Here is a 24,977-nt window from a genome sequence, read left to right as displayed (position 1 = left end):
TACGCTTTTGCAATTGCCGCCACGCTTACACTTTATTGCGCGCCAAATAAAAAACCCCACGCCGGAGCGCAGGGTTTTGTTAATGACGCTTTGCCGTTACGGCAGCGCGTAGGCAATCACGTAATCGCCGCGATCCGGCGACTGACGCGCGCCGCCTGCGGAGATCAGAATGTACTGTTTACCGTTTTTCGGTGAAACATAGCTGATCGGACCGCCCTGGCTACCCACCGGCAGACGGGCTTTCCATACCTCTTTACCCGTAGAGCTGTCGAAGGCGCGCAGATAGTAGTCCTGCGTACCGGCGATAAACACCAGTCCGCCCTGCGTTGCCAGCGTACCGCCCAGCGTCGGCATGCCGATCGGCATCTGCGCGTGCATTTTAATACCGAACGGACCGGTATCCTGCACGGTGCCGACCGGTACCTGCCAGACGATTTTACGCGTCTTCATATCGATCGCCGACAGCGTGCCGAACGGCGGCGCCTGACAAGGAATGCCCAGCGGCGACATAAAGCGGTTTTTGTTGACCGCGTATGGCGTGCCTTTCAGCGGCACCGCGCCCATGCCGGTATTGATCGCTTCGCCGCCGTTGCTGCCGCGAGAGATTTTACTGGTATCTGCCGGGATCATCTGCACCCACAGGCCGAGACGCATATCGTTGACGAACATGTACTGGTTGTTCGGATCGAACGACATACTGCCCCAGTTCATACCGCCGAGGGAACCCGGGAAGCTGAGCGACTTATCGGTATCCGGCACGGTGAACAAGCCGTTGTAGCGCATCGATTTAAAGGCGATGCGGCACGCCAGCTGATCGAACGGCGTCGCGCCCCACATGTCCGACTCGGTCAGCGTCTGGTTGCCGATCTGCGGCATCTCGGTCGAATGCGGCTGCGTTTTGGTGTACTGCTCGTTCGGGATATGGCCCTGCGGCATCGGCAGCTCTTCGACTTTCGTCAGCGGCTTGCCGGTTTCGCGATCCAGCACGAAAATCATGCCGGTTTTCCCGCCGATAACCACCGCTGGTTTGGTGGTGCCGTCTTTCATCGGGAAATCGACCAGGCTCGGCTGCATCGGCAGATCGAAGTCCCACAGATCGTTATGAACGGTCTGGTAGACCCACTTCTCTTTGCCCGTGGTCGCATCCAGCGCCAGAACGGAGGCGCCATATTTATGGTCCAGTTCGGTGCGGTTCGCGCCCCACAGATCCACCGAGGAGCTGCCCATCGGGATGAATACCGTGTTCATCGCCGGATCGTATGACATCGGCGCCCAGGAGTTCGGGGTGCTGCGTTTGTAATCCTGGCCCGGCATCAGCACGGCGTTCGGATCGACATTGCCTGGGTCAAACGCCCAGCGCTGCTTGCCGGTGATCACATCGAAACCGCGCAGCACGCCGCCCGGCATATCTGTCTGGACATTATCCGCGACGCGACCGCCCACGACTACCGTGGTGCCTGCCAGCGTCGGCGCTGACGTCAGCTGATATTTCGGATCCTGCGCTTCGCCCAGCCCCTCTTTCAGGTTAACCACGCCATGGTCGCCGAAGTTTTCGCAGAACTCGCCGTTGTCGGCGTTAATCGCGATCAGACGCGCATCGATGGTGTTCATCAGAATACGACGCTGGCAGGTATCGCCTGCCGCCAGGCTAACTGCCGGTACCGGCGTCGAGCCAGGTTTGCTCGGCTGAGTCAGCGGTTTGGTGGCGTCAAAGTAGGCCAGGCCGCGGCAGCGCGGCCAGACTTCCGCTTTCGCGTTGATTTCGCGTTTCCAAATCTGCTTGCCGCTGTCCGCTTCTACCGCAATCACGTTGTTGTGCGGCGTACAGAGATAGAGCGTGTTGCCAATCTGCAGCGGCGTTTGCTGATCTTCCGCCCCGTTGCCGGTCGGGCTGATCGGCGTATCGCCAGTGTGGAAGGTCCAGGCTACTTTGAGATCTTTTACGTTATCGCGCGTGATCTGATCGATAGCGGCAAAACGGTCGCCGCCCGGCGTGCGGCCATAGTTATTCCAGTCCTGCTGCGGTTTGCTCTTATCGACCGGGATCAGCGGCAGCGCTTTGCCGGTGAAGGCCACGGTGGGATGCGGCTGGAACATCTGCACCAGCGTGCCGACCATGCCGACGGCGATCACCGCTGACAGCACGTAAGAGACCTTCGCCAGCGAGGATTTACCTTCGCGCTTGCGCAGCGCAGGCCAGGTGAGAAACGCCAGCAGCATCAGGCCCGACGGCACCATCAGGCGCGATACCAGCGGCCAGAAGGACCAGCCCGCATCCGCCAGCGCCCAAATCAGCGTGCCGACGAAAACCACAATAAACATCACGACGGCTGAGGACTTGCGGCGGAAGAACTGGATCGCCGACAGCAGCATCACAATGCCTGCAATCAGGAAATACCAGCTGCCGCCCAGCGAGACCAGCTTGCCGCCGCCAATTGCAAAGAACAGGCCGATCGCCAGCAGCACCAGCCCCAGCAAAATCGACCAGATACCCAATCCTTTGCCGGATCGGGAGGATGTTTCAGCCATAACACTTACTCTCCTGGAAAAATAAAGCCACCGCGCCTCAGCCTTCTGAAGCGTGACGACGTCTGATGCGTCGGATATCGCTTTATTTTAATTCGTAATGGTACGGACCTGTGTCCGGGATGCAGGCATTGTGAACAAGGAGACAATGAGGTGTGGACGCTCCCGTCGCAATACGGGGCAGGATTGTACCACCTGGTACATTATGAGGTGAACATCTATAACGTGCAGTACACGCGACAATAGCATTTTTGCTACAAACTCAGCGTTAAGCGGCTCAATTTTCACGCGCTCTGGTGCAGGCCTGCCGTTAAACCATATGTGTTAACGACGCGCCGCCTGTTTGCCGTTCCCGAAAACAACAAAGGGACCTTTCGGTCCCTTTGGTTTAACGCTTGTTCTTCTTCAGATGCGAAAGCAGACGCTTACGCTTGCGCTGCTGCGTCGGCGTCAGCAAGTTGCGCTTGCCCGCAAAGGGGTTATCGCCCTCTTTGAACTGAATACGGATCGGCGTGCCCATCACGTTAAGCGAACGACGGAAGTAGTTCATCAGATAGCGCTTGTAAGAGTCAGGCAAATCTTTCACCTGGTTACCGTGGATCACCACGATCGGCGGGTTGTAACCGCCGGCATGCGCATACTTCAGCTTCACGCGGCGACCACGCACCAGCGGCGGCTGATGATCTTCGGCGGCCATGTTCATGATGCGCGTCAGCATAGAGGTGTTAACGCGTTTGGTCGAGCAGTCGTAGGCTTCGGTAACCGATTCAAACAGGTTGCCAACGCCGCTGCCGTGCAGCGCAGAGATAAAGTGTACGCGAGCAAAGTCGATAAAGCCGAGACGATAGTCCAGCGTCTCTTTGACCTCGTCCTTGATCTCCTGCGTCAGTCCGTCCCACTTGTTCACCACGATCACCAGCGAACGACCGCTGTTGAGGATAAAGCCGAGCAGCGACAGATCCTGATCGGAGATGCCTTCGCGCGCGTCGATCACCAGCAATACGACGTTGGCGTCTTCAATCGCCTGCAGGGTTTTAATGACCGAGAATTTTTCCACCGTATCGGTGATTTTGCCGCGCTTACGCACGCCCGCGGTATCAATCAGGATATATTCGCGGTCGTCACGCTGCATCGGAATGTAGATGCTGTCGCGCGTGGTGCCCGGCATATCGTAAACCACAACGCGATCTTCGCCGAGAATACGGTTGGTCAACGTGGATTTGCCGACGTTAGGACGACCGACGATAGCCAGCTTAATCGGCAGGCCGGTGGGATCGAACGCCTCTTCTTCCTCTTCTTCCGGCGCTTCGCCGCTCTCTTTCGCCGCCAGCGCCGCCCAGTAGGCTTCGTTCTCGTCCTCTTCCGTCACTTCGCGCGGATCGACTTCGTCCATCCACGGCAGCAAAGCGGTTTCCAGCAGGCTGGTTACGCCGCGACCGTGCGATGCCGCGATAGCATGGATCTCACCCAGACCCAGCGAGTAGAAGTCGACAACCGCTGAATCGGGATCGAGGCCGTCGGTTTTGTTCGCCACCAGGAACGTCGGTTTCTGGCGCGAGCGAATATGGTTAGCGATCTGCTTGTCTGCCGGCATGACGCCCGCGCGCGCATCCACCATAAACAGCACCACGTCCGCCTCTTCAATCGCCAGCAGCGACTGTTCAGCCATACGCGTTTCGACGCCCTCTTCAGTGCCGTCGATACCGCCGGTATCAATAACAATAAATTCGCGCCCTTCCACTTCGGCGCGACCATATTTGCGATCGCGTGTCAGTCCAGGAAAATCCGCCACCAGCGCATCACGAGTGCGCGTTAAGCGGTTAAACAGCGTGGATTTCCCCACATTGGGACGCCCAACCAGCGCGACCACAGGTATCATAACAGTGCCTCAATAAAAAAATTAATCGCCCGAATGGCGTGATTATAACGGTTTTAACCGCCGGGTTCAGGCTGAAGGCGCTAAGAATATCATGCCTGACTAAAAACGAAACGGCTCCTGACGCGTCAGGAGCCGTTATACGGAAGGCAAATTCCGGTGGCGCGTTAACGCGTAATCGCGTAAACCTCGCCGCCTTTGGCCTGAATGATCAGCTTATCGCTGGCGACGACCGGCTCGCTCTGGAAGCCATCGCTGTCGACTTTCTGCTGCGCCACGAAACGACCGTCCGAGGTATTGAGCCAGTGCAGATAGCCCTCGCTGTCGCCGACCACCAGATAGCCGTTATAGAGCACCGGCGCCGTCAGGTTGCGGTGCAGCAGATCGCTCTGACGCCAGATGGCGACGCCGCCGTCGGCATTCAGCGCGATCACGCGGTCATCCTGATCCACCAGATAGATGCGGCCGGCATCGACGATCAGATCTTTCACGCCGCCGATTTCACGCTTCCACAGGATCTGGCCGGAGCGCAGATCGAGCGCGGTCAGGTTGCCGTTATACGCCAGCGCGTAAACCACGCCGTTGACGATAACCGGCGTCGTATCGACGTCGTTCAGGCGATCGATTTCGGTCGCGCCGCTCGGCTGAGAGATACGCTGCTGCCAGATAAGCTGGCCCTGATTCATAATCACCGCGCTGACGCGGCCGTTATCGCCGCCGACAATCGCGCCGCCGAACGCGGTCGCTGGCGCAGATTCGCCGCGCAGCGACAGCGCAGGCATGTCGAGGTTAACGCTCCACTTCACCGCGCCGCTGCTTTGATCCAGGCCCTGCAGCATGCCGTTGCTGGTATGCACCAGCACCAGGCCGTCGCTCACCACCGGACGCGACAGCGCTTCGCCGGCGACTTTGGTCTGCCAGGCGATACTGCCGTCGCTGCTGTTCAAGGCGAACAGCTGACCGCGCTCGCTGCCGATATAGAGGTGATCGCCCGCCGCGGTCACGCCGCCGGAGAGCAGAGCCGAGATGTTTTTCGAGAAGAAGCCGGTTTTCTCAGAGAGATCGACTTTCCATTTTTCTTTGCCGTTGGAGGCGTCCAGCGCTTTTACTACGCCGAAACGATCCGCCGCAAATACGGTATTATCCTGCCATGCCGGATGCAGGTTAGAGTAGAAATCGCCAATGCCGTCACCGACCGACGTGCTCCACACTTCCTGGGGATTAAACTGGTTTTCCACCTTTGGCAGCGGGGCCATTTTCACTACATCTTCTTCGCCGCTGAACAGCGAACAACCGCTGAGCAAAGTGACTGAAATCAGTCCTGGCAGCAGGTATTTACGTAATTCCATGCGCTCTCTCTTGACTGGCTTAGCTTAAGTTATTCATCTTCATCTGCATCATTTGCTTCAGCGCTGGAGAAGCGTCTGACTCGACGCCTTTGCTCCACGCATCGCGCGCGCCCTGCTTGTCGCCTTTGCTCAGCAGCGCTTCGCCGCGAATATCCGCCACAATGGCTGTCCAGCCATCGCCCTTGACAGCGTCAAGGGTTTTAAGGGCGGCATCCGCCTGATTCTGTTGCAGTTGAATGCGCGCCAGCCGCAGGTTGATAACCGCCTGCAGATTGGCATCTTTGGTATTCTTCAGACCGTTTTCCAGCAGGGAAGACGCTTTATCAAGCTGGTTGGCGTCGACATATTGCTTCGCCGCGTCCATCGCCGCCAGCGCGCCGTAGGTATTGCTGTTTTCGCTGACGAATTTCGCTACCGCATCCAGCGTGGCTGGCTGCTCGGCTTTCATGGCGGTGGTCACTTGCTGATACTGGGCCGAAAGCGCTTTCGACGAGCCCTCTTCGTGACTGGCCCAGTAGCGCCAGCCGCCGAGTGCGGCAATACCGATAATCACGCCGACCGCCAGCGCCTTGCCGTTGCTGGCAAAAAAGCGACGTACCGCGTCAACCTGCTCGTTTTCGTTGCTATAAACTTCCACGCGATCCCTCTCCTTTCTCTGGTTGGTGCCGTGCCACGCTTACTTTAACAGCGTGCGCAATGCAGCAGCAGCCTCTGTCTGCGCCAGCGTTTGCTGATCGCCGCTGCGCAGATCTTTAATCACTACCTGACCGGCTTTCACTTCGTCTTCGCCTACCACCAGCGCGACGCGAGCGCCCCACTTGTCGGCGCGTGCAAACTGCTTCTTGAAGTTGCCGCCGCCGAAGTTGGTCATCAGCTTCAGTTCCGGCGCTTCGTCACGCAGTTTTTCCGCCAGCTGCATCGCAGCGGACTGAACGCCCTGCCCCGAAGCGATAACATAGACATCAACAACGCGCGTCGGTTCAAATTCAGGATTAACCGCCTGAACCAGCAGCACCAGACGCTCCAGACCCATGGCGAAACCGACCGCCGGCGTGGCGCGGCCGCCCAGCTGTTCGACCAGGCCGTCATAACGGCCGCCGCCGCACACCGTGCCCTGCGCGCCGAGGCTCTCGGTCACCCATTCGAAAACGGTGCGGTTGTAGTAGTCGAGGCCGCGCACCAGACGCTGATTGACGCGATAGGCGATGCCCGCGTCGTCCAGCAGGGCGCACAATCCCTGAAAATGTTCGCGCGATTCGTCGTCGAGATGATCCATCAGCTGCGGCGCGTCGTTAAGCAGCGTCTGCACCTCGGGATTTTTGCTGTCGAGCACGCGCAGCGGGTTGGTGTACATGCGGCGCTTGCTGTCTTCGTCCAGCGTCTCTTTGTGCTGCTCAAGGAAGGCCACCAGCGCTTCGCGATAGTTGGCGCGCGCCTCCAGCGAACCGATGGAGTTGAGCTCCAGACGCACATGGTCGGCGATGCCCAGCGCTTTCCACCAGCGAGCGGTCAGCATAATCAGCTCGGCGTCCACGTCCGGGCCCTGCAGGCCGAACACCTCGGCGCCCAGCTGGTGGAACTGACGATAGCGGCCCTTCTGCGGACGCTCGTAGCGGAACATCGGTCCCATATACCACAAACGCTGCTCCTGATTGTAGAGCAGGCCATGTTCAATGCCGGCGCGCACGCAGCCTGCGGTGCCTTCGGGACGCAGCGTCAGGCTTTCGCCGTTACGGTCGTCAAAGGTGTACATCTCTTTTTCGACCACATCGGTTACTTCGCCGATGGCGCGTTTAAACAGCGGAGTCTGCTCGACGATCGGCATGCGAATTTCGCTATAGCCGTAGCTGGCCAGCACCTGCTTGAGCGTACCTTCGATGCGTTGCCAGATAGCCGTATCCGCCGGCAGGTAATCGTTCATGCCGCGGATAGCTTGAATATTCTTCGCCACGTTAAAATCTCTTAATGCAAAAAAACCTGTCCGGCATCATACCTTATGAGGATGAAACCGCACAGGTTCATTGAACAAAGTCGCGCTGCGCGCGCCGACGCTTAGTTTTCCAGCTGCTGAACGTTGATGCGACGATTTTCGTCCAGCATGGTCGCTTTGGCGCGGATGCGCGCTTCCAGCTGATCGATCATATCGTCGTTATCAAGACGATCGCGCTGGCGCACGCCATCTTCATAGAAGCCGCTTTTCTTGTTGCCGCCGGTGACGCCCAGCGTCGATACCGTCGCTTCGCCAGGACCGTTCACCACGCAGCCGATAATCGAGACGTCCATTGGCGTGATGATATCTTCCAGCCGCTGTTCAAGCGCGTTAACCGTGCCGATAACGTCGAACTCCTGACGCGAACAGGTCGGGCAGGCGATGAAGTTGATGCCGCGCGCGCGAATGCGCAGCGACTTCAGGATGTCGAAGCCGACCTTCACCTCTTCGATCGGATCGGCCGCCAGCGAAATACGCAGCGTATCGCCGATCCCTTCTGAGAGCAGCAGCCCCAGACCGATGGCCGATTTCACCGCGCCCGCGCGCGCGCCGCCCGCCTCGGTTATGCCGAGGTGCAGCGGCTGGTCAATCTGCTTCGCCAGCAGGCGGTAAGATTCGACGGCCAGGAAGACGTCTGACGCTTTTACGCTCACCTTGAACTGATCGAAGTTGAGGCGATCGAGATGATCGACGTGGCGCATTGCCGACTCCAGCAGCGCCTGCGGCGTCGGCTCGCCGTACTTTTCCTGCAGATCTTTTTCCAGCGAACCGGCATTTACGCCGATACGGATCGGAATATTGTGGTCGCGCGCGCAGTCCACCACCTGGCGGATACGTTCGTTATTGCCGATGTTGCCTGGGTTGATACGCAGGCAGTCGACGCCATATTCGGCGACTTTCAGCGCGATGCGGTAGTCAAAATGGATATCCGCCACCAGCGGCACGTTGACGCGCTGCTTGATGAGCTTAAAGGCTTCGGCGGCATCCATGGTCGGCACGGAGACGCGGACGATATCGACGCCGACGCGCTCAAGCGCCTTGATCTGATTGACCGTCGCGTCTACGTCGGTTGTGCGGGTATTGGTCATCGACTGGACGGCGATAGGCGCGCCGTCGCCGACAGGCACCTTGCCGACATAAATCCGGGTCGATTTACGACGGATAATGGGTGCTTCGTTATGCATATTCTTTCTCCACAATTGCCCCGGGCGCGATGCAGCGTTATTGCGCACCCAACGTCAGGCGAGCAACCTGGTTATTACGGATAAAACGACTTAAATCAACCGGCTGGTTCTGATATTGCACCTGCACCGCCGAAGGTGCGCCGATTTTCAGGCGATAGGGCGCAGTGCCGGAAAGGCTGAGTTTACCACCGCTGCGTTGCATTCCGCTGAAGAGTTTTTTACCGGTCGCGTCGCTCACTTCCAGCCAGCAGTCGGCGTTGAAGTTCATGACCACGGTATTAGGATCGGCGGCCGCTTCGCCAACGGCAGCGCCGCTGGTCGGCAGCTGACCGGCTGTGGCCGACGGGCTGGCCGCGTTATCGACCGGTGCCTGGCTCGGCGACACCACGGCGCTGTTCGCCGCAGTGGCGGCCGGCGCCGCGTTGTTAGCAGCGCTCTGCGCGGGCGCGGTGCTGGAAGGCTGGCTGGCGGCTGGCGCCGCCGCGCTGGCGTCCGCGCCGTTGGTTTCGTCCGGCGCGGCAGGCGCCGCCGTCTCGTCGCTGGCGCCGCCGTCGAGCGGAATAGACTGGCTCGCGTCGCCGCTGCTGCCGTTTTGATCGGCCATCGAGACCAGATCCTCCTGCGACGCCTTATGGTTTTGCCACCACCAGGCGCCGGTCAGGCCTACCACCACGAAGAGCACCAGCCAGGTGAAAATCATCAGCCAGCCGTCGCGTTTCTTGCGGCGTTTGCCCAGCGAGAAGTGCTGCATCGGTTCGATTTTGGCCGCACGCACCGGGGTCTGCTTCGCCATCATCGGCAGCAGCTCCTCTTCAGGAATGTGCACCAGACGCGCATAGGAGCGAATGTATCCACGCAAAAAGGTCGACGCCAGATCGGCAGGCGCTTTGTCCTCTTCGATATCGCGTACGGTCGTAAGTTTCAGGCACAGGCGTTCAGCCACGTTTTGCTGAGTCAGCCCCATTTGCTCACGGGCCAGACGCAGGCGTTCGCCTGTGGAATGTACTGCAGAGTTGTCTTGAGTGGCTTCAGTATTCATTAGCTAAATAACGCTGGTACTGTATCGATTGTGGAAAACTTCGCGCCAACCGGTCGCCATAACGTGTAACGTCAGCAGCGTTTCCCTGTTGCGCGGCGAAACGTATCTGTAACTCTAAGCTGCGCGCCGTAGCAGGCAGATATTGCTGATAAAGCTCTATTAACAGTAGAGCACGCGCCGGAGAGAGGAGACGTTGTTTTTCCGCCTCGTCCAGCAGAGCGTCGCCTTTCGCGTGATCCGCCTCCAGCGCCCGACTCAGCGCTGCTCGCGCGGCCAGCGTCTCGTCTGCCTGAAGATAGCAATATCCCGACAGTTCCCACGCATCGATGCGCGCTTCATTTTCCGATGCGCTCATCGCCTGCTTAAACTGTTGATGCGCTTCGTCATACTGCCCTAAAGCGCAGAGAAACGCACCGTAATTGTTAGCGACAAAGCCATTTGCCGGCGCCAGCCGCTGCGCCTGTTGGTAGCTGCGCGCCGCCTCATCGCGACGGCCCTGTTTCTCCGCCAGTCGCGCCAGCGCCAGGGCCATTCGATAGTCGCGGGGCGCGGCGGCCTGTGCCCGCTGGAAGTTGCGGCGCGCGTTGGCGTAATCCTCCGCCGCCAGATAGTGCATTCCCAGCGCCAGACGCGTTTCCGCCGCGCCGGAATGCGGCTGCTGGCTGACACACCCGGTTACAACAATCAGGGCCAGCAGGCTGGCCGGTAATCCTTTACCCATTTCGTTCTCCTGGTCGCAAGAGAGATTGCGTGGCAGCAGCCTGCCACGCGTCGCGACCCGGTCAAAACGATCTGTTCCCGGTTTCAGAGCGCCTTCACAGATATGGCTTCGCCCGCCATTTTTTTACGCATGGTACGCTTGGTGCGGTCAATTACGTCGCCCGCCAGCTGTCCGCAGGCCGCATCGATATCGTCGCCGCGCGTTTTACGCACGATAGTGGTAAACCCGTATTCCATCAATACCTTAGCGAAGCGGTCAACGCGGCTGTTGGAGCTACGGCCGTAAGGCGCGCCCGGGAAGGGGTTCCAGGGGATCAGGTTGATCTTGCTCGGCGTATCTTTCAACAGCGCCGCCAGCTCGTGCGCATCGTCGGTGCTGTCGTTCACGTGGTCCAGCATCACATATTCGATGGTCACGCGCCCCTGATTGGCGTTCGACTTCGCCAGATAGCGCTTCACCGCGCCGAGGAACATCTCGATATTGTACTTTTTGTTAATCGGCACGATATCGTCGCGCAGCTTATCGTTCGGCGCATGCAGCGAAATCGCCAGCGCAACGTCAATCATATCGCCGAGCTTATCAAGCGCCGGCACCACGCCTGAGGTCGACAGGGTAACGCGACGCTTTGAGAGGCCGAAACCGAAGTCGTCCAGCATGATCTCCATCGCCGGCACGACGTTGTTGAGGTTAAGCAGCGGCTCGCCCATGCCCATCATCACCACGTTGGTGATAGGACGCTGGCCGGTGACTTTGGCGGCGCCGATAATTTTCGCCGCGCGCCATACCTGGCCGATAATCTCGGAGACGCGCAGGTTGCGGTTGAAGCCCTGCTGCGCCGTCGAGCAGAACTTGCACTCCAGCGCGCAGCCCACCTGCGAGGAGACGCAGAGCGTGGCGCGATCGTCTTCCGGGATATAGACGGTTTCCACCAGCTGATCGCCGACGCGTATCGCCCATTTAATGGTGCCGTCGCTAGAACGCATCTCTTCCGCCACTTCCGGCGCGCGGATTTCCGCGATCTGGCTCAGTTTGCCGCGCAGTACCTTGTTGATGTCGGTCATCTGCTCGAAATCGTCGCAGCAGTAGTGATACATCCACTTCATCACCTGATCGGCGCGGAACGGCTTTTCGCCCATCGAGAGAAAGAGCTCGCGCATCTGCTGGCGGTTAAGATCGAGCAGGTTAATTTTTTCGCTTTTGGGGGCAACAGCAACGGGGGAAGCGGACGACGGCGTCACAATCAGTTCGGACATAATATTCTCTGGCCTCGTTATTACACGTTATGGCTCTGGTTAAGGATAGAAAAAAAAGACGCCCTTGCTGAGACTAGCTCAACAAGGGCGCGATATTGTACAACATCTGCGGTGTGATGCCAGGGTAGAGGGCGACGCGTTAGCGAGAAATTTGTAAAGCGCGCGCTCCGGCTGGCCTCTACGCGATTAACGCGTGCGCGGGCAGATCTCGTTTTCGCCGAAGAAGTAGGCGATTTCACGCGCGGCAGACTCAGCGGAGTCAGAACCGTGGGTGGCGTTTTCGGTGAAGCTGTCGGCGTAGTCAGCGCGCAGCGTGCCAGCCAGCGCGTTCGCCGGGTTGGTCGCGCCCATCAGATCGCGGTGACGCTGAACGGCGTTTTCGCCTTCCAGCACAGATACCACAACCGGACCAGAAGTCATGAACTCTACCAGACCGTCGAAGAACGGCTTGCCCTGGTGCTCAGCGTAGAAACCTTCAGCCTGCTCTTTGCTCAGCTGCAGCATTTTAGCGCCAACGATTTTGAAGCCAGCGCTTTCAAAACGGTTGTAGATGGCGCCAATCACGTTTTTAGCAACGGCGTTTGGTTTAATGATGGAGAAGGTACGTTCGATTGCCATGTTGACCTCTGTCTTTAGCATCCTGAAGAAACCGGGAACCCGCTCCCGGTAAGAAAACGCGCCGATTATAGGGAGATCAACGGGCGTTGCCTATTAGCTATCGTATGATTTATTGAAAATTATTGATATCTGTCGATGCAGGCAGGCAAATAATGTGCATTCAGTCGCGGATAAAGGAAACGGCCGCCAGCTCTCCCGCCTCATCCATCACCACCAGCTGACAGGGGCCGGCATCGCGCAACGCCAGCTGTACGCGGCTGTTCTCCTCGCCCTGCTCTAGCGGCTCGCCGTTTAAAAACCACCAGCGACGCGCGCCCTGACCGCCCTGCACCGCCACCGGCACCATCAGCACGGCTTTGCCGGGCAGCGGCTGCAGATGCTGCCCGTTGATGACGCCGGTTATCACCATCGGCGCCGCATTGCCCTGGCGCAGCGGCGGACAGGCGGCGTCGACCGGCGGCAAACGCTGCGCGCGCTGCTCGCTGCTGGGCAGCCAGGGTTCCAGCGGCAGCGGCCACAGCAGCCGTTCGCGGCTCTGGGCGCCGGGACAGTCCGCTGCCACCCGCCTTCCCTGCGCGTTTTGCCAGTAGCGCAGCCGCAGTCCGTTCACGCCTTCCTGTCCCGGCGCCAGCAGCGTCGGCGGCAGGGTCTGATTCAGCACCCAGCTCTGTCGGCGCTGGCGACAGTTCTCATCCCCTGTGGGCAGCGGCTGGCCGCCGGGCCAGCAGATGCTCTGCGCGCTGACCGAGGCGGGACGCGGATCGCGCGGCGTGCCGCCGATCGGCATATGGCCAGCCAGCAGGTTCGCCACCTGATGCATCACCGGCACCGCCGAGGCGAAGCCGACCTGCCCCGCGACCGGCGTGGCGTCCGGTCTGCCGACCCAGACGCCGATGAGATAGCGCGGCGTGACGCCGATGCTCCAGGCGTCGCGGTAGCCGTAGCTGGTGCCGGTTTTCCACGCCAGCGGCACGATGTTGCTTGTCGCGCCGCTGGCGACAGGCTGCGCATCGCCCGCCAGCATGCGCCGCACGATCCAGGCCGCGCCCGGCGACAGCAGGCGACGCTGCCGCAGCGGCTGATCCGCGAGGTAGCGCAGCTGCGCGGCGTTGCCCTGGCGCGCAAAGGCGCTATAGGCCGCCACCAGCTCATCCAGCCGCGCGCCGGTTCCGCCTAACGCCAGCGACAGGTTTGGCTCGTCGCCGGCCGGGAAGCGCAAATTCAGGCCCACGTTGCGCAGCCGCGCCGTCACGCTTTTTGGGCCAAGCGCGTCCAGCAGCTGGACGGCCGGCAGATTGAGCGAGCGCTTCAGCGCTTCGCTGGCGCTGACCGGCCCGTGGAAGCCGCTGTCAAAATTGCCGGGCCGGTAGTCGCCAAAGCGGCGCGGCACGTCCTGCAGCAGCGATTCACCGTGGATCAGGCCGTCGTCCAATGCCATGCCGTAGATAAAGGGTTTCAGCACCGAGCCGGGCGATCGCACGCTGGCGACCATATCCACATGACCGAAGCGCCTGTCGTCGCGAAAATCCACCGAGCCGACGTAGCCGCGTACTTTCATATCGGTGTGATCCGCCACCAGGATCGCCAGCGAGGTGCGCGGCGGCAGCTGCGGCTTAAGGGCGGCGGCAAGATTTTCCAGCTCGCGCTGCAGCGAGAGATCCAGCGTCGAGACGATTTTAGCGTCGGCCGAGAGCGACAGCAGACGGCGCGCCAGCAGCGGCGCGGTCTGCGGCATCTGGCGCGGCGGCAGCCAGACCGGCTCCTGCAGGATCTCGTCGACCTCCTGCTGCGGCCAGACACGGTGTTCAGCCAGGCGCTGCAGCACCTTATTGCGCGCCGCCTCGGCGCGCTGCGGCCAGCGATCCGGGCGCAGGCGGCCAGGCGCCTGCGGCAGCACCGCCAGCAGCGCGGCCTCGCCTTTCGTCAGCTGCGAGGGCGGCTTACCAAGCCAGATCCAGCTTGCCGCGCCCACGCCCTCGACCGTGCCGCCAAAAGGGGCACGATTGAGATAGAGCGTCAGAATCTCGCGCTTCGGCAGGTGCCACTCCAGCTGCAACGCCCGCCACGCCTGCACCGCCTTGCCGGAGAAGCTGCGCGGCTGCGGATCGATCAGGCGCGCCACCTGCATGGTCAGCGTGCTGCCGCCGGAAACGATGGCGCCAGCGCGCAGATTCTGCCCGGCCGCGCGCAGGACGGCGATGGGATTGATGCCGGGATGACGCCAGAACCAGCGATCTTCGTAGTTGAGCAGCGCCTCAAGGTAGGCGGGCGCGACCTCCTCTGTCGTGACCGGATAGCGCCAGACGCCCTGCTTATCAGCGAAGCGCCAGAGCGGCGTGCCATCTTCCGCGACCACCACGCGCGCCGGCTGCACCTCGCGCAGCGGCAGCGGAAACAGCCGGTCGAGTCCGAAAAGCGCCAGCGCCAGCGCTAAAAGAACAAGCGGCGGCCAGAGCCACCGCTTTTGTCCGCCTTTCAGCTTCATGCCTTAACGCACACTGATTTTCTCCGGCGTCGCGCCCACGGCGCGCCACTCCGGCACGTACATCGACTCGACCTGCGGCGGCGGCAGGCGATAGCTGCCCGGCGTCACCGCGCGCGCCAGATAGAGCAGCGTCTCGGTTTTGTAGCCGCTCAGCGCCAGCGCCGCGACAAAGCGATCGTCGCGGAACTCGATATGGCGGATATCCGCCTGCTGCATATCCATCATGCTCTCTTTCAGCGCATCCGCGCCGTCGCCGAGGCTGGCGCTGCTGTCGCTGAGGTTCTGGTTTTCCAGCTCCAGACCGGCAGGCAGCAGATCGACCACCAGCGCGTCGCTGACGCGCTTGCTGGAGGAGACCTTGAGCCGCACCACCAGCAGCTGACCGCTGCTGAGGTTATCCAGATCCGCCGGTTTGCCGTCGAGCGTGAAGTATTCGCGCGTCAGGTTAAGCACGTTGTGCATCGGCTTCGGCGCGGCAAGCGGATAACCCGTGACGTTGAGCGCGCCGTAGAGTGGCACCTGGCCGCTGTTGGTCAACGTAACGCCATGCTGCAGCTGACTTTGGTTCATGCCCTGCGTCAGCGGGCCGCTGCCTGCCAGCGGCTGGGCGTCGCCCGCCAGCGTCGCCTGCCAGGCTTCGCCTTTATGCTGCTGCAGCGTGCGCGCCGCCAGGAACAGGGCGTTATTCTCCTGGGTAGAGAACCAGGCCTGGCCATACGCCGCTTTCGCCAGCTCCGACAGCAGCGCCGGCTGCATCTCCGGCAGCAGCTGGTTTTCCGCAAGCAGCGCTACCGTCAACGCGCGATCGCGCAGCGCGCTGCCGTAATCGCCCAGCCAGCCGTCTGCTTCGCGCGTCAGGCCGACGCCCTGCGCCAGCGCCAGCTGCGCGCGCTGCGGATCGCCCATCAGCTTCAGCGCCACGCCGAGCTGCACCAGCGCCAGTCCCGATTTGGCCTTGTCGCGCTTCTCATAGAGCGCGCGCAGCGCGCCGAGCGGCGCCTGCTGCTGACGCGCCAGCACCATGCCCGCGTAGGCCTGCACGCTAAAGCGCATCGCCTCCTCGTTGCTGCTCCAGCGGGTTTCGATCTGCGCCGGATCCTGCAGATAGCGCAGCAGGCGCTCGTCGGCGCGCGCGATCGTCTCCGTCGGCACGCTGTAGCCCGCCTCGCTGGCGCGCAGCAGGAAATCGGTGACGTAGGCGGTCAGCCAGAACTCCTCTTCGCTCTCTTTGCTCCAGAGGCCGAAGCTGCCGTTGCCGCGCTGCATGCCCGCCAGGCGCGCGATGCCGGTATCGACGGCGGCGCGCCGCGCCTCGTCGCTGCTGGTTTTGATGCCCATCGCGGCGAGCTGCGCCTGGCTGGTGAAAATCGACGGCCAGATACCGCTGGCGGTCTGCTCAAGGCAGCCGTACGGATAGGCGTAAAGCGCGCTGATATAGCGGCCGATATTGAGCGGCGGCTGATTGCTGAGCGAGAGCTGTCCGCTTAGCGTTTCAGGCTGCAGCCCGCTAAGGGCGGCGGCCTGAACCTGCCAGCTCTGCCCAGCCTGCATCATGCCGTCGAAGCTCAGCGTTTGCGCCGGATAAGCCGGACGCACGCCGATTTTCCAGCTACGCTGGCTGTCGGCCAGCGCTTCGCCCGCGATCGCCAGGCCGGAGACCCGCACCTGCACCGCGCCTTCGCCGAAACCGCCCTGCGCCTTCACCGGTATATGCAGCGTGGTACGCGCCCCTTTCGCCAGCTGAACGCGGTGCGAGGCGCCGCCGCTCAGCGCGATCTGGCCCTGGGTCTGCACATCGACTTTCAGCGCCTGAGGCTGCTCCGTGAGATTGGTGAGATCGAGCGCCAGCATCGCCTGATCGCCGCTCGCCATAAAGCGCGGCGTCGCCAGCTCGCTGATCAGCGGCGCGGCCACCACCACTTTTCGATCCGTCGAACCGAAGCTGTCGGCGCTCCACGCCTGCGCCATCAGACGCAGTTCGCCGTTGAACTGCGGGATCGGTAGCTCCAGCGTGCCCTCGCCGTTTTTATCCAGCGTGACCGGCTGAAGCTGCTGCGCCACGATATTGACCTCGGTGAGCGGCTTTTTGCCGCCGCGCGACGACGCTTCATCGTCGCCGTCGCCGCCGAAACGCAGCGTCGCCAGGCGTCCACCGCCCTCGATGAGCTGGCCGAAAACGTCATACTGATCGGCGTTGTAGCGCTTGCGGCCAAAGAAGCCTTCCCAGGGATCGGGGGTTTTGTAGTCGTTGATATTCAGTACGCCGCTGTCCACCGCCGACAGCAGCACCTGGATAGTCTGCGGCAGCTCGCCGCCGACGCGGCTGGCTTTGACCTTAACCTTCAGCGTCTGTTCAGGGCGAATTTTTAGCGGCGCGTCCAGCGTCAGATCGAGGCGACGCGCGTCGGTCGCCATCGGCAGCGGCAGCAAACCGACGGCGCGCTTGGGCGTGGCGCCGCTGGCCTTATCGCCGTCGCGCACCACGATAGCGCTGAGGTAGAGATCGTGGCGCTTCCAGCTGGCGTCAAGCGGCACATCGATAGTCGTGCCGCCCGCAGGCACCACTATCGGCTGCCGCCACAGAGTGCCGCTGCTCGACTCCACCATCAGATAACCTTTGCCCGCTGCTGGCGACTCCACCTGAACATGGGCGGTCTCGCCGGGCCGCAGCGCGGTTTTATCCAGTTTGAGCTTCACCTGATCGGGCCGCAGCGCGCCGGTGCCGTTGGTGTTGTCCTCCCACCAGTAGCCGGCGCGGAACTGCACGCTGGAGATAATCTTCTCGCCAGCCTGCACTTCGAGGCGATAGGCGCCCCACTCTACCGGGAAACTCACCTTTCGACTGCTGCCGGCGGCCAGCGAAATACGCTGCGCGTCCTCCTGCAGATCCTTCTCGTCGTGGCGCATCTGCCAGCCTTCGCTGTCGGAGAAGCTCCAGTAGTAGTCGCGCCGCTCGTGGATCAGGCGCACCTCAAGATCCTTCGCCGCCAGCTTCTCCCCTTTGCTGTTGGCATAGACGATATCGAAGTCGGCAACGCTGTTCTCCGGCACCGTCGGCTGCTGGGTGTAACGATCGTAGCGGTAGTCATAGACCGATTCGCTGTTGAACAGCGGCCGGATGCCGGGCAGCGCGGGCGCAGGCCAGATCGCCTGCGTGACGCGGCGCGTGACCGGCCGTCCGCCCGTCTCCAGCAGGCTCGCCTGCAGGATAAGGTTAAGCGGCGAGTGGATTTGCGCCCATTCGCTCTCTACCGTCAGCTGCAGTTTGCCCTCGTCGTCCAGCGTGTCGTCGATATCGTCCAGGTTGCGTTTACTCTCCTGCTCCATCACGTCGCCGAACTGGTAGCCCGGCAGCGCGGCGACCGCTTCGCGCGCCGGCCGCAGCATCAGCTGCGCCTGCAGTTCGTTGCCCGCCGCGGGCGCGCCGTAGAGGTAGCGGCCCTCGATATTGAAAACGACGTCGTCGTCAGGCGAGAGCGGGCTGTCGCTGTTTTGCAACGTCAGCGCCATGCGCTCCGGCAGGAAATCTTCTACGTGAAAGGTCCAGCTGCGCGGCTGGCTGTCGCCGCTGTTCAGGCGCAGCGTCCAGTCGCCGGTCATCGCGGAGGAAGGCAGCGCAAAGCGCTGCTGATAGAAGCCGCTCTCCGGCTGCCAGAGAAAGGTTTGCGCCACTTCGCCGTTGGGCTGCACCACTTCCGCCTTCAGCGGCTGCGCGGGCAGCGGCTTGCCGTCGGCATCGCGCAGCAGCGCGTTAACGATGACCGTTTCGCCGGGACGATAGAGATCGCGCGGGCCGAAAACGAACAGCTGCTTGTCGTAGCCCTGAGGGCCGCCGACGGGAAACTCCGCCAGATCCAGCGCCGGCAGGTTGAGATCGATAAGCGAGGTCTCTTCTTTTTGCGTGGCGATTAACACTTTGCCTTTCGCCTGCGTCGGCAGACGCAGATAGCCGCTGTCGTCGCTGACGCCGCTGGCAAGCTGTTTTCCCTTTTCATCCAGCAGCTGCACGCTGACGCCAGCCAGCGGCGCGCCGCTCGCCAGACTCTGGGTAAAGAGCGCCATTTCACCAGGGAAACGATGCAGCGACAGCCCGATATCGCTCAGGGTAAACAGCGTGGCGGGCAGCGTATAATTATAGGAACCCGCCTGTTTCATCACCGCCAGATAGACGCCCGGCTGTTTCAGCGGCGCTACCTCCGCCAGCGGCAGCTGCAGTTTCTCTCGCGTATTGCGCGCCGGATTCAGGTCGAAGCGCCCGGTGTAGACAAGGTCGGCATGATTAAGCAGTTCGCGCGACGACCAGTAAGAGAGATTGTTGCCGTAGTTCCACTGGGCGAGAAAATCGTTTAGCGAGGCGGCTTTAACGCGAAAGAAATCGACGTCGACGCGCGCAACGTTGAGCGCCAGTATCGGCAGCCCCTGGGTCAGACGCAGCGGCAGCAGCGAGCCGCGGCTGGCGAAACCCACCATCGGCTGAATATCGCGCGTGGTCAGCGACTGGCTAAAGGGCGTGGCTAAGGTGGTGCCGTTGGCGGCGCGCAGGCCGGCCTCTACGCTGACCGTCAGCTTGCGCGAGGGTTCGGGATGGCGAAAACGCAGCGACTTGCCGTTCTGCGCCAGCTCCCAGCCGCCGTCGACCTTGCCGCTTTTGTCGTCGATGAGCGCGACGCGCGCGGCAAAATCCTGTTTGTCGTCGAGCGGCGTATTAAAGGTAAGCACCAGCGCGGCCGCGCCGTCCAGCTGCAGCTCGGAGAAGTCGATAACCGAGAGCGCTTTCGCCGCCGGCTGCGTCGCGGCAGGCTCTGCAGCGGCCAGCATAAAGGTGCCGCTGCCCAGCAGCGCTGCGCCCAGCGCGACGCCAGCGAGCAGACGTTTGATAACTCTTTCCATGGTAAATCCCTCGCCCGTCCCAGATGGGTTAATTTCGCTGCGCAATTTCACCGCAAACCCGCGATTTTAGCAATGCCGCCCTTGAGATAGCCTTCACATTCCCCGACACTGGACTTTTCCTGACGATAAGAAGAGGTTGCAATGACAGCCATATTTGTCTCCGCTGACTGGTTAAATGAACACTACGCCGACGAGAACGTGCAGGTGCTGGACGCCCGCATGCTGCCGCCGGGCCAGGAGGCCGTGCGCAATATCACGGCGGAGTATCTGGCGGGCCACCTGCCGGGCGCGCCGTTCTTCGATATTGAAGCGCTTTCCGACCACACCAGTCCTTATCCGCATATGATGCCGCGCGCCGAGCGTTTCGCCGTGGCGATGCGCGAAATGGGCGTCCACAGCGACAAACATCTGGTGGTCTACGACGAGGGCAACCTCTTCTCTGCGCCGCGCGCCTGGTGGATGCTGCGCGCGTTCGGCGTGGCGCAGGTGTCGATCCTGGCGGGCGGCCTGCAGGGCTGGAAAGCGGCGGGTCTGCCGCTGGCGACCGGCCAGGTCGCGCTGCCGGAAGGAGAGTTCGAGGCGACATTTGATGAGGCGCAGGTAAAACGTCTGACCGATGTGCTGCTGATCAGCCATGAGGGCGGCGCGCAGATCGTCGACGCGCGTGCGGCGAACCGCTTCAACGCCGAAGTCGATGAGCCGCGTCCGGGCCTGCATCGCGGCCATATTCCCCGCAGCCTGAACGTTCCCTGGAACGATCTGGTGGCGAACGGCGCCCTGAAGCCAGAAGCCGAGCTGCGCGCGGTTTTCGCCAGAGCGGGCGTGAAGCTGGATGAGCCGGTGGTGGCGAGCTGCGGTTCAGGCGTGACCGCCGTGGTGGTGATCCTGGCGCTGACCGTGCTGGGCGCGCGCGACGTCACGCTCTATGACGGCTCCTGGGGCGAATGGGGCAGTCGGGACGATCTGCCGATCGAGAAATGATCGGGGTGCGGCATCGCGCCGCACCCGATTAGATAATGCGCGGACTGCCTTTAAAATCGCGCAGAAAACTGCCCCAGCGACGCTCGTAAAAAGGCGTAATGTGGGCGGTGAAAAAGTGGCTGATGCCCTTCTCGTCCGCCACCACTTCACAGATATCGATCGGCGCGTCGTCCGGCAGCGTATCGGTCGCAACGCTGCCCGCCGCCTGAATAATCGCTTCAATATCGCTTTCCGCCTCAATGCCGATCAGCAGATTCGGCTGCTGGTCCGCGCTTTCGCGAATGCCGGCGATAAAGGCGCGGCGCACCTGTTTGTATTTGCTGAACAGCTGGGTCAGCGAGTCGATCATCTGCGCGGGCGGCGTCTCCACCTCCGACAGCAGCAGCGCGTGGCCGCCTTCCAGCACGGTTTGCTGGCTTAGCGCGTCGCCCTCTTCGCCCAGCAGATGGGCGATCTCCGCCGGAGAAAACTCCTTGCCGGTGGGCAGTTTGGGATTCAGGAACAGCGTTTCGCCGCGCGTCATCTCAAACAGCGTGCGCACCGGCAGGCGCAGATAAGCCTGTTCGCCCGCGATCGCTTCGCTCATCGCCTCCTGCGAGGTAAAAAACGGAATGACGCTGCGGCCATCCTCTTTTTCCCAGTGCTGCAGATCGACCGGCGTATCCGCCGCGAACTGCGTCTCGGTGCTTTCGCCCGGTACCCAGACGTCGGCGGCCAGCAACAGCTGAAAAAACTCCGGACGGTGCGCCGGCTCGGTTGCCGCCAGCTTCAGCACCTCTTCAAGACGGTTCATGTTTTGCCTTTCTCACTAAGGCGACGGTCAACGCCGTCGCCGGATCCTTTACTTGAGCAGCAGATTCGCCAGGGTACGCACGCCAATGCCGGTTGCCCCTGCCGACCACTGATCCACCGCGCCTTTGCGGTAGGTCGCCGAACAGTCGATGTGCAGCCAGCCTTCCTGATAGCGGGTGACGAAGTGCGACAGAAACGCCGCCGCGCTGCTTGCGCCCGCCGAATGCGCCGCGCTGGCGATATTATTGAGATCGGCGAAATTCGAAGGCAGGTGGTTGCGGTGGAACTCCGCCAGCGGCAGACGCCAGAACGGCTCGTTCTCGCTGGTGGCGCTGCCCATCAGCGACTGCGCCAGCACGTCGTCGAAGGTGAAGAGCGCGTGATAGTCGTTGCCCAGCGCGGTTTTCGCCGCGCCGGTCAGCGTCGCGGCGTCAATCAGCAGCGTCGGCTGCTGTTCGCTGGCGTCGATCAGACCGTCGGCCAGTACCAGGCGCCCTTCCGCATCGGTGTTCATCACTTCGACCGATTTGCCGTTGCGGTAGCGGATGATGTCGCCGAGGCGGAAAGCGTTGCCGCTGACCATATTGTCGGCGCAGCAGAGGAACAGCTTGACGCGCTGCTTCAGGCCGCGCGAAATCGCCAGCGCCAGCGCGCCGGTCAGGGTCGCCGCGCCGCCCATGTCAGACTTCATCGAGTCCATAAAGGCGCTCTGCTTCAGGCTGTAGCCGCCAGTATCGAAGGTGATGCCTTTGCCGACCAGGCAGGCGTACACCGGCGCGCTGTCGTCGCCGGTCGGGTTGTAGTCCAGCGCCAGCAGCACCGGCGGACGGCTGGAGCCGCGTCCAACGGTATGCAGGCCGAGATAGCCCTGCGTGCGCAGATCGTCGCCGCGCGTAACGCGATAGCTGACCGCGTCGCCGCCGACTTCTCTGATAAGATCGATAGCGCCGTGCGCCAGATCTTCCGGACCCAGCTCTTCCGCTGGCAGGTTAATGGTGTCGCGCACCCAGTCGATAATGCGCAGACGGCGGGAAAACTCCGCCTGATCCTGTTCGTTCAGGGTCGGCCAGACGACGTTGCGCTCCCCTTTCGGGCTGCGATAGCCCTGCCAGAACGCCCAGCACGGCTCCAGATCCCAGCCTTCGCCGCTCAGGGCGACATGGCGAATGCCCTGCCCGTCGATCTTGCGCGCCGCGCGCTGGATAGTAGTGAGCTGATCCGCGCCGTGCAGGTGAATGGTCATGCCGTCGTCGTTGCTGGTCAGAATCGCTTTTTCGCCCCAGCGCGCATCAGCGGGCTGGTGGCTCAGCGTAATGTTCATCGGTTGTGTTGTCATCGCGAAACTCCATATGCGTTATAAGTATCATCCAGCCAGAAGCGCAGGCTTTAGCCGTTAAACGTCAGACCTGATAACAGATATTGCCGGGTGACGCCAGCGGATCTAACTGGAGGCGCGCCGTTTCCGGATTTCCCCGGAACAGGGCGCAGCCGTTAACGTGAGGCGGACACCGGCGCGCGCAGGCGAGAGACCACCTTTTGCACCAGCGCAATGGCGTAGTCGATCTCTTCTTCGGTGGTGAAGCGGCCGAGCGAAAAGCGCAGCGAACTGTGCGCCAGCGCCTCATCAAGGCCGATGGCGCGCAGCACGTAGGAGGGTTCCATGCTGGCGGAAGTACAGGCCGAACCCGATGAGAGCGCCAGATCTTTCAGCGCCATAATCAGCGACTCGCCGTCGACGCCAGCAAAGCTGATATTGAGAATATTGGGCGCGCTCTGCGCCAGATCGCCGTTAAGCTGCACGCCGTCCAGCGCGCTCAGCCCCTGCCACAGTCGTGCGCGCAGCGTCGCCAGGCGCGCCATCTCGCTTTCCTGCGCCTCGCGCGCGAGATGAAAAGCTTCGCCCATACCGACGATTTGGTGCACCGGCAGCGTGCCGGAGCGCATGCCGCGCTCGTGTCCGCCGCCGTGCATCTGCGCGTCGATGGTGACTTTGGGTTTGCGTCGCACGTAAAGCGCGCCGATGCCTTTCGGGCCGTAGAGTTTGTGGGCGGAGAACGACATCAGATCGACCTTGAGCTCGCTCAGGTCAATCGGCAGCTTGCCGACGCTCTGGGTGGCGTCGACGTGGAAAAGAATATCGCGCGCGCGGCACAGCTCGCCGATGGCGGCGATATCCTGAATCACGCCGATTTCGTTATTCACGTGCATCAGCGACACCAGCACGGTGTCGTCGCGCAGCGCGGCGCGCACGGCGTCAGGCGTGATAATGCCGTTGGCGGGCGGCGTCAGATAAGTCACCGTAAAGCCTTCGCTTTCCAGCTGTTTGCAGCTGTCGAGCACCGCTTTATGTTCGGTCTGGCTGGTGATGATATGTTGACCGCGCGCGCGCTGGGCATGCGCGGCGCCTTTCAGGGCGAGGTTGTCCGATTCAGTCGCGCCGGAGGTGAAGATGATTTCACGCGGGTCGGCGTTGACCAGTTCCGCCACCTGATTGCGCGCCACGTCGACCGCCTCTTCCGCCTGCCAGCCGAAACGGTGCGAGCGCGAAGCCGGATTACCAAAGGTGCCGTCCAGCGTCAGGAAATGCATCATTTTGCTGGCCACACGCGGATCGGCCGGCGTGGTCGCGGCGTAATCCAGGTAAATCGGTAATTTCATTGCGCTAAAGCTCCGTATCAAAAATCATACGTCTTTATAGCAGATTCGGCCCTCACCGCGTTAGCAGTAAGGGCCGCAGAGAAAGGGGATTAAGAGGCGCGCAGATTGACGTTAATTTCCTGAACGCGGTTGTTCTGGAAACGACGATTGTCCTGTGAGTTCTGACGGTCCGCCACGTCAAGGATCTCCTGATTGTTCACCAGCTCGGCCAGCGTAATATTGTTCAGGAAATCGCTGATGCGCACGCTAAGATCGCGCCACAGCACATGGGTCAGGCAGCGTTCGCCGCCCTGGCAGCCCTCTTTGCCCTGACACTTGGTGGCGTCGACGGACTCATCCACGGCGGTAATCACTTCGCCTACCGCAATTGCGCTGGACTCTTTGCCCAGCAGATAACCGCCGCCCGGACCGCGCACGCTGGCGACCAGACCATGTTTACGCAGACGCGAGAATAACTGCTCCAGATAGGAGAGCGAAATGCCCTGACGCTCGGAAATATCAGCCAGCGGAACCGGCCCCTGATGGGAATGCAGGGCAACGTCCAGCATCGCGGTAACGGCGTAACGTCCTTTGGATGTCAGTCTCATAGCGTACTACCTCAATAGCGTCCGGTTA

The 24,977-nt window shown here is 61.6% G+C and carries 17 protein-coding genes; 1 reads left to right on the top strand and 16 read right to left on the bottom strand.

All coding sequences use genetic code 11. The annotated features are described in order from the left end of the window. Positions 1 to 96: 96 nt before the first annotated feature. The 12 genes from PVE98_RS04785 to PVE98_RS04730 all read right to left on the bottom strand — a co-directional run bounded on the left by PVE98_RS04785 (position 97) and on the right by PVE98_RS04730 (position 19,931). Positions 97 to 2,529 carry a glucose/quinate/shikimate family membrane-bound PQQ-dependent dehydrogenase gene (locus tag PVE98_RS04785; RefSeq protein WP_096073618.1) on the bottom strand — a complete coding sequence of 811 codons (2,433 nt, stop codon included), beginning with the start codon at positions 2,527 to 2,529 and terminating at the stop codon, positions 97 to 99. Between the two features lie 385 nt (positions 2,530 to 2,914). After that, positions 2,915 to 4,405: a ribosome biogenesis GTPase Der gene (gene der / locus PVE98_RS04780; protein WP_033753898.1), complete on the bottom strand. Its 1,491-nt coding sequence runs from the start codon at positions 4,403 to 4,405 to the stop codon at positions 2,915 to 2,917. Positions 4,406 to 4,569: 164 nt separating this feature from the next. Continuing rightward, positions 4,570 to 5,751, bottom strand: a complete 1,182-nt coding sequence (bamB, locus tag PVE98_RS04775; protein WP_033753901.1) for an outer membrane protein assembly factor BamB — start codon at positions 5,749 to 5,751, stop codon at positions 4,570 to 4,572. A 19-nt stretch (positions 5,752 to 5,770) separates the two neighbouring features. Then, positions 5,771 to 6,388, bottom strand: coding sequence for a YfgM family protein (locus PVE98_RS04770; protein ID WP_096073619.1), 618 nt, complete (start codon positions 6,386 to 6,388; stop codon positions 5,771 to 5,773). 39 nt (positions 6,389 to 6,427) lie between these two features. Further along, positions 6,428 to 7,702, bottom strand: coding sequence for a histidine--tRNA ligase (gene hisS, locus PVE98_RS04765; RefSeq protein ID WP_033791828.1), 1,275 nt, complete (start codon positions 7,700 to 7,702; stop codon positions 6,428 to 6,430). A 101-nt stretch (positions 7,703 to 7,803) separates the two neighbouring features. Then, positions 7,804 to 8,925, bottom strand: a complete 1,122-nt coding sequence (gene ispG, locus PVE98_RS04760; protein ID WP_033753912.1) for a flavodoxin-dependent (E)-4-hydroxy-3-methylbut-2-enyl-diphosphate synthase — start codon at positions 8,923 to 8,925, stop codon at positions 7,804 to 7,806. A 37-nt stretch (positions 8,926 to 8,962) separates the two neighbouring features. Continuing rightward, positions 8,963 to 9,964 (bottom strand): cytoskeleton protein RodZ, encoded by a 1,002-nt coding sequence (rodZ, locus tag PVE98_RS04755; RefSeq protein WP_033753914.1) that lies wholly within the window; start codon positions 9,962 to 9,964, stop codon positions 8,963 to 8,965. Next, positions 9,954 to 10,685, bottom strand: a complete 732-nt coding sequence (pilW, locus tag PVE98_RS04750) for a type IV pilus biogenesis/stability protein PilW (protein WP_096073620.1) — start codon at positions 10,683 to 10,685, stop codon at positions 9,954 to 9,956. Before pilW ends, rodZ begins: the two co-directional genes overlap by 11 nt. A gap of 83 nt (positions 10,686 to 10,768) precedes the next feature. Continuing rightward, the gene (locus PVE98_RS04745) at positions 10,769 to 11,938 is read right to left on the bottom strand and encodes a bifunctional tRNA (adenosine(37)-C2)-methyltransferase TrmG/ribosomal RNA large subunit methyltransferase RlmN (RefSeq protein WP_033753922.1); all 1,170 of its coding nucleotides are present in this window, start codon (positions 11,936 to 11,938) and stop codon (positions 10,769 to 10,771) included. A 186-nt stretch (positions 11,939 to 12,124) separates the two neighbouring features. After that, entirely contained in the window at positions 12,125 to 12,556 is a 432-nt protein-coding gene (gene ndk, locus PVE98_RS04740; protein ID WP_003848684.1) for a nucleoside-diphosphate kinase, read from the bottom strand. 160 nt (positions 12,557 to 12,716) lie between these two features. Continuing rightward, on the bottom strand, positions 12,717 to 15,041 hold the full coding sequence (pbpC, locus tag PVE98_RS04735; protein WP_407568550.1) for a peptidoglycan glycosyltransferase PbpC: 2,325 nt from the start codon (positions 15,039 to 15,041) through the stop codon (positions 12,717 to 12,719). 3 nt (positions 15,042 to 15,044) lie between these two features. Then, positions 15,045 to 19,931 (bottom strand): alpha-2-macroglobulin, encoded by a 4,887-nt coding sequence (locus tag PVE98_RS04730; RefSeq protein ID WP_096073622.1) that lies wholly within the window; start codon positions 19,929 to 19,931, stop codon positions 15,045 to 15,047. A 141-nt stretch (positions 19,932 to 20,072) separates the two neighbouring features. Between PVE98_RS04730 and sseA the strand changes: the two genes are divergently transcribed. Further along, positions 20,073 to 20,912: a 3-mercaptopyruvate sulfurtransferase gene (sseA, locus tag PVE98_RS04725; protein WP_096073623.1), complete on the top strand. Its 840-nt coding sequence runs from the start codon at positions 20,073 to 20,075 to the stop codon at positions 20,910 to 20,912. Positions 20,913 to 20,940: 28 nt separating this feature from the next. Here sseA and sseB read toward each other — a convergent pair whose 3' ends face one another. From sseB to iscR, 4 genes are all read right to left on the bottom strand, one after another. After that, positions 20,941 to 21,705: an enhanced serine sensitivity protein SseB gene (gene sseB / locus PVE98_RS04720; protein WP_333621038.1), complete on the bottom strand. Its 765-nt coding sequence runs from the start codon at positions 21,703 to 21,705 to the stop codon at positions 20,941 to 20,943. A gap of 48 nt (positions 21,706 to 21,753) precedes the next feature. Further along, positions 21,754 to 23,040 carry an aminopeptidase PepB gene (pepB, locus tag PVE98_RS04715; RefSeq protein ID WP_096073624.1) on the bottom strand — a complete coding sequence of 429 codons (1,287 nt, stop codon included), beginning with the start codon at positions 23,038 to 23,040 and terminating at the stop codon, positions 21,754 to 21,756. Positions 23,041 to 23,195: 155 nt separating this feature from the next. Continuing rightward, positions 23,196 to 24,362: an IscS subfamily cysteine desulfurase gene (locus PVE98_RS04710; RefSeq protein WP_096073625.1), complete on the bottom strand. Its 1,167-nt coding sequence runs from the start codon at positions 24,360 to 24,362 to the stop codon at positions 23,196 to 23,198. An 89-nt stretch (positions 24,363 to 24,451) separates the two neighbouring features. Beyond that, positions 24,452 to 24,949 carry a Fe-S cluster assembly transcriptional regulator IscR gene (iscR, locus tag PVE98_RS04705; RefSeq protein ID WP_033753949.1) on the bottom strand — a complete coding sequence of 166 codons (498 nt, stop codon included), beginning with the start codon at positions 24,947 to 24,949 and terminating at the stop codon, positions 24,452 to 24,454. Between the last annotated feature and the right edge of the window lie 28 nt (positions 24,950 to 24,977).

The sequence above is a fragment of the Pantoea sp. GABEPS69 genome, assembly GCF_045780835.1.
GTDB classification, from domain to species: Bacteria; Pseudomonadota; Gammaproteobacteria; order Enterobacterales; family Enterobacteriaceae; genus Pantoea; species Pantoea septica.
This window is presented reverse-complemented; position numbering and strand designations above follow the sequence as displayed.

What these genes read in the sequence shown, in the direction of transcription:
- pepB (WP_096073624.1), bottom strand. Translation starts at nt 23,040, where the DNA reads ATGACAACACAACCGATGAACATTACGCTGAGCCACCAGCCCGCTGAT.
- PVE98_RS04785 (WP_096073618.1), bottom strand. Translation starts at nt 2,529, where the DNA reads ATGGCTGAAACATCCTCCCGATCCGGCAAAGGATTGGGTATCTGGTCG.
- iscR (WP_033753949.1), bottom strand. Translation starts at nt 24,949, where the DNA reads ATGAGACTGACATCCAAAGGACGTTACGCCGTTACCGCGATGCTGGAC.
- rodZ (WP_033753914.1), bottom strand. Translation starts at nt 9,964, where the DNA reads ATGAATACTGAAGCCACTCAAGACAACTCTGCAGTACATTCCACAGGC.
- pbpC (WP_407568550.1), bottom strand. Translation starts at nt 15,041, where the DNA reads ATGAAGCTGAAAGGCGGACAAAAGCGGTGGCTCTGGCCGCCGCTTGTT.
- sseA (WP_096073623.1), top strand. Translation starts at nt 20,073, where the DNA reads ATGACAGCCATATTTGTCTCCGCTGACTGGTTAAATGAACACTACGCC.
- bamB (WP_033753901.1), bottom strand. Translation starts at nt 5,751, where the DNA reads ATGGAATTACGTAAATACCTGCTGCCAGGACTGATTTCAGTCACTTTG.
- PVE98_RS04745 (WP_033753922.1), bottom strand. Translation starts at nt 11,938, where the DNA reads ATGTCCGAACTGATTGTGACGCCGTCGTCCGCTTCCCCCGTTGCTGTT.
- ispG (WP_033753912.1), bottom strand. Translation starts at nt 8,925, where the DNA reads ATGCATAACGAAGCACCCATTATCCGTCGTAAATCGACCCGGATTTAT.
- PVE98_RS04730 (WP_096073622.1), bottom strand. Translation starts at nt 19,931, where the DNA reads ATGGAAAGAGTTATCAAACGTCTGCTCGCTGGCGTCGCGCTGGGCGCA.
- sseB (WP_333621038.1), bottom strand. Translation starts at nt 21,705, where the DNA reads ATGAACCGTCTTGAAGAGGTGCTGAAGCTGGCGGCAACCGAGCCGGCG.
- pilW (WP_096073620.1), bottom strand. Translation starts at nt 10,685, where the DNA reads ATGGGTAAAGGATTACCGGCCAGCCTGCTGGCCCTGATTGTTGTAACC.
- PVE98_RS04710 (WP_096073625.1), bottom strand. Translation starts at nt 24,362, where the DNA reads ATGAAATTACCGATTTACCTGGATTACGCCGCGACCACGCCGGCCGAT.
- der (WP_033753898.1), bottom strand. Translation starts at nt 4,405, where the DNA reads ATGATACCTGTGGTCGCGCTGGTTGGGCGTCCCAATGTGGGGAAATCC.
- ndk (WP_003848684.1), bottom strand. Translation starts at nt 12,556, where the DNA reads ATGGCAATCGAACGTACCTTCTCCATCATTAAACCAAACGCCGTTGCT.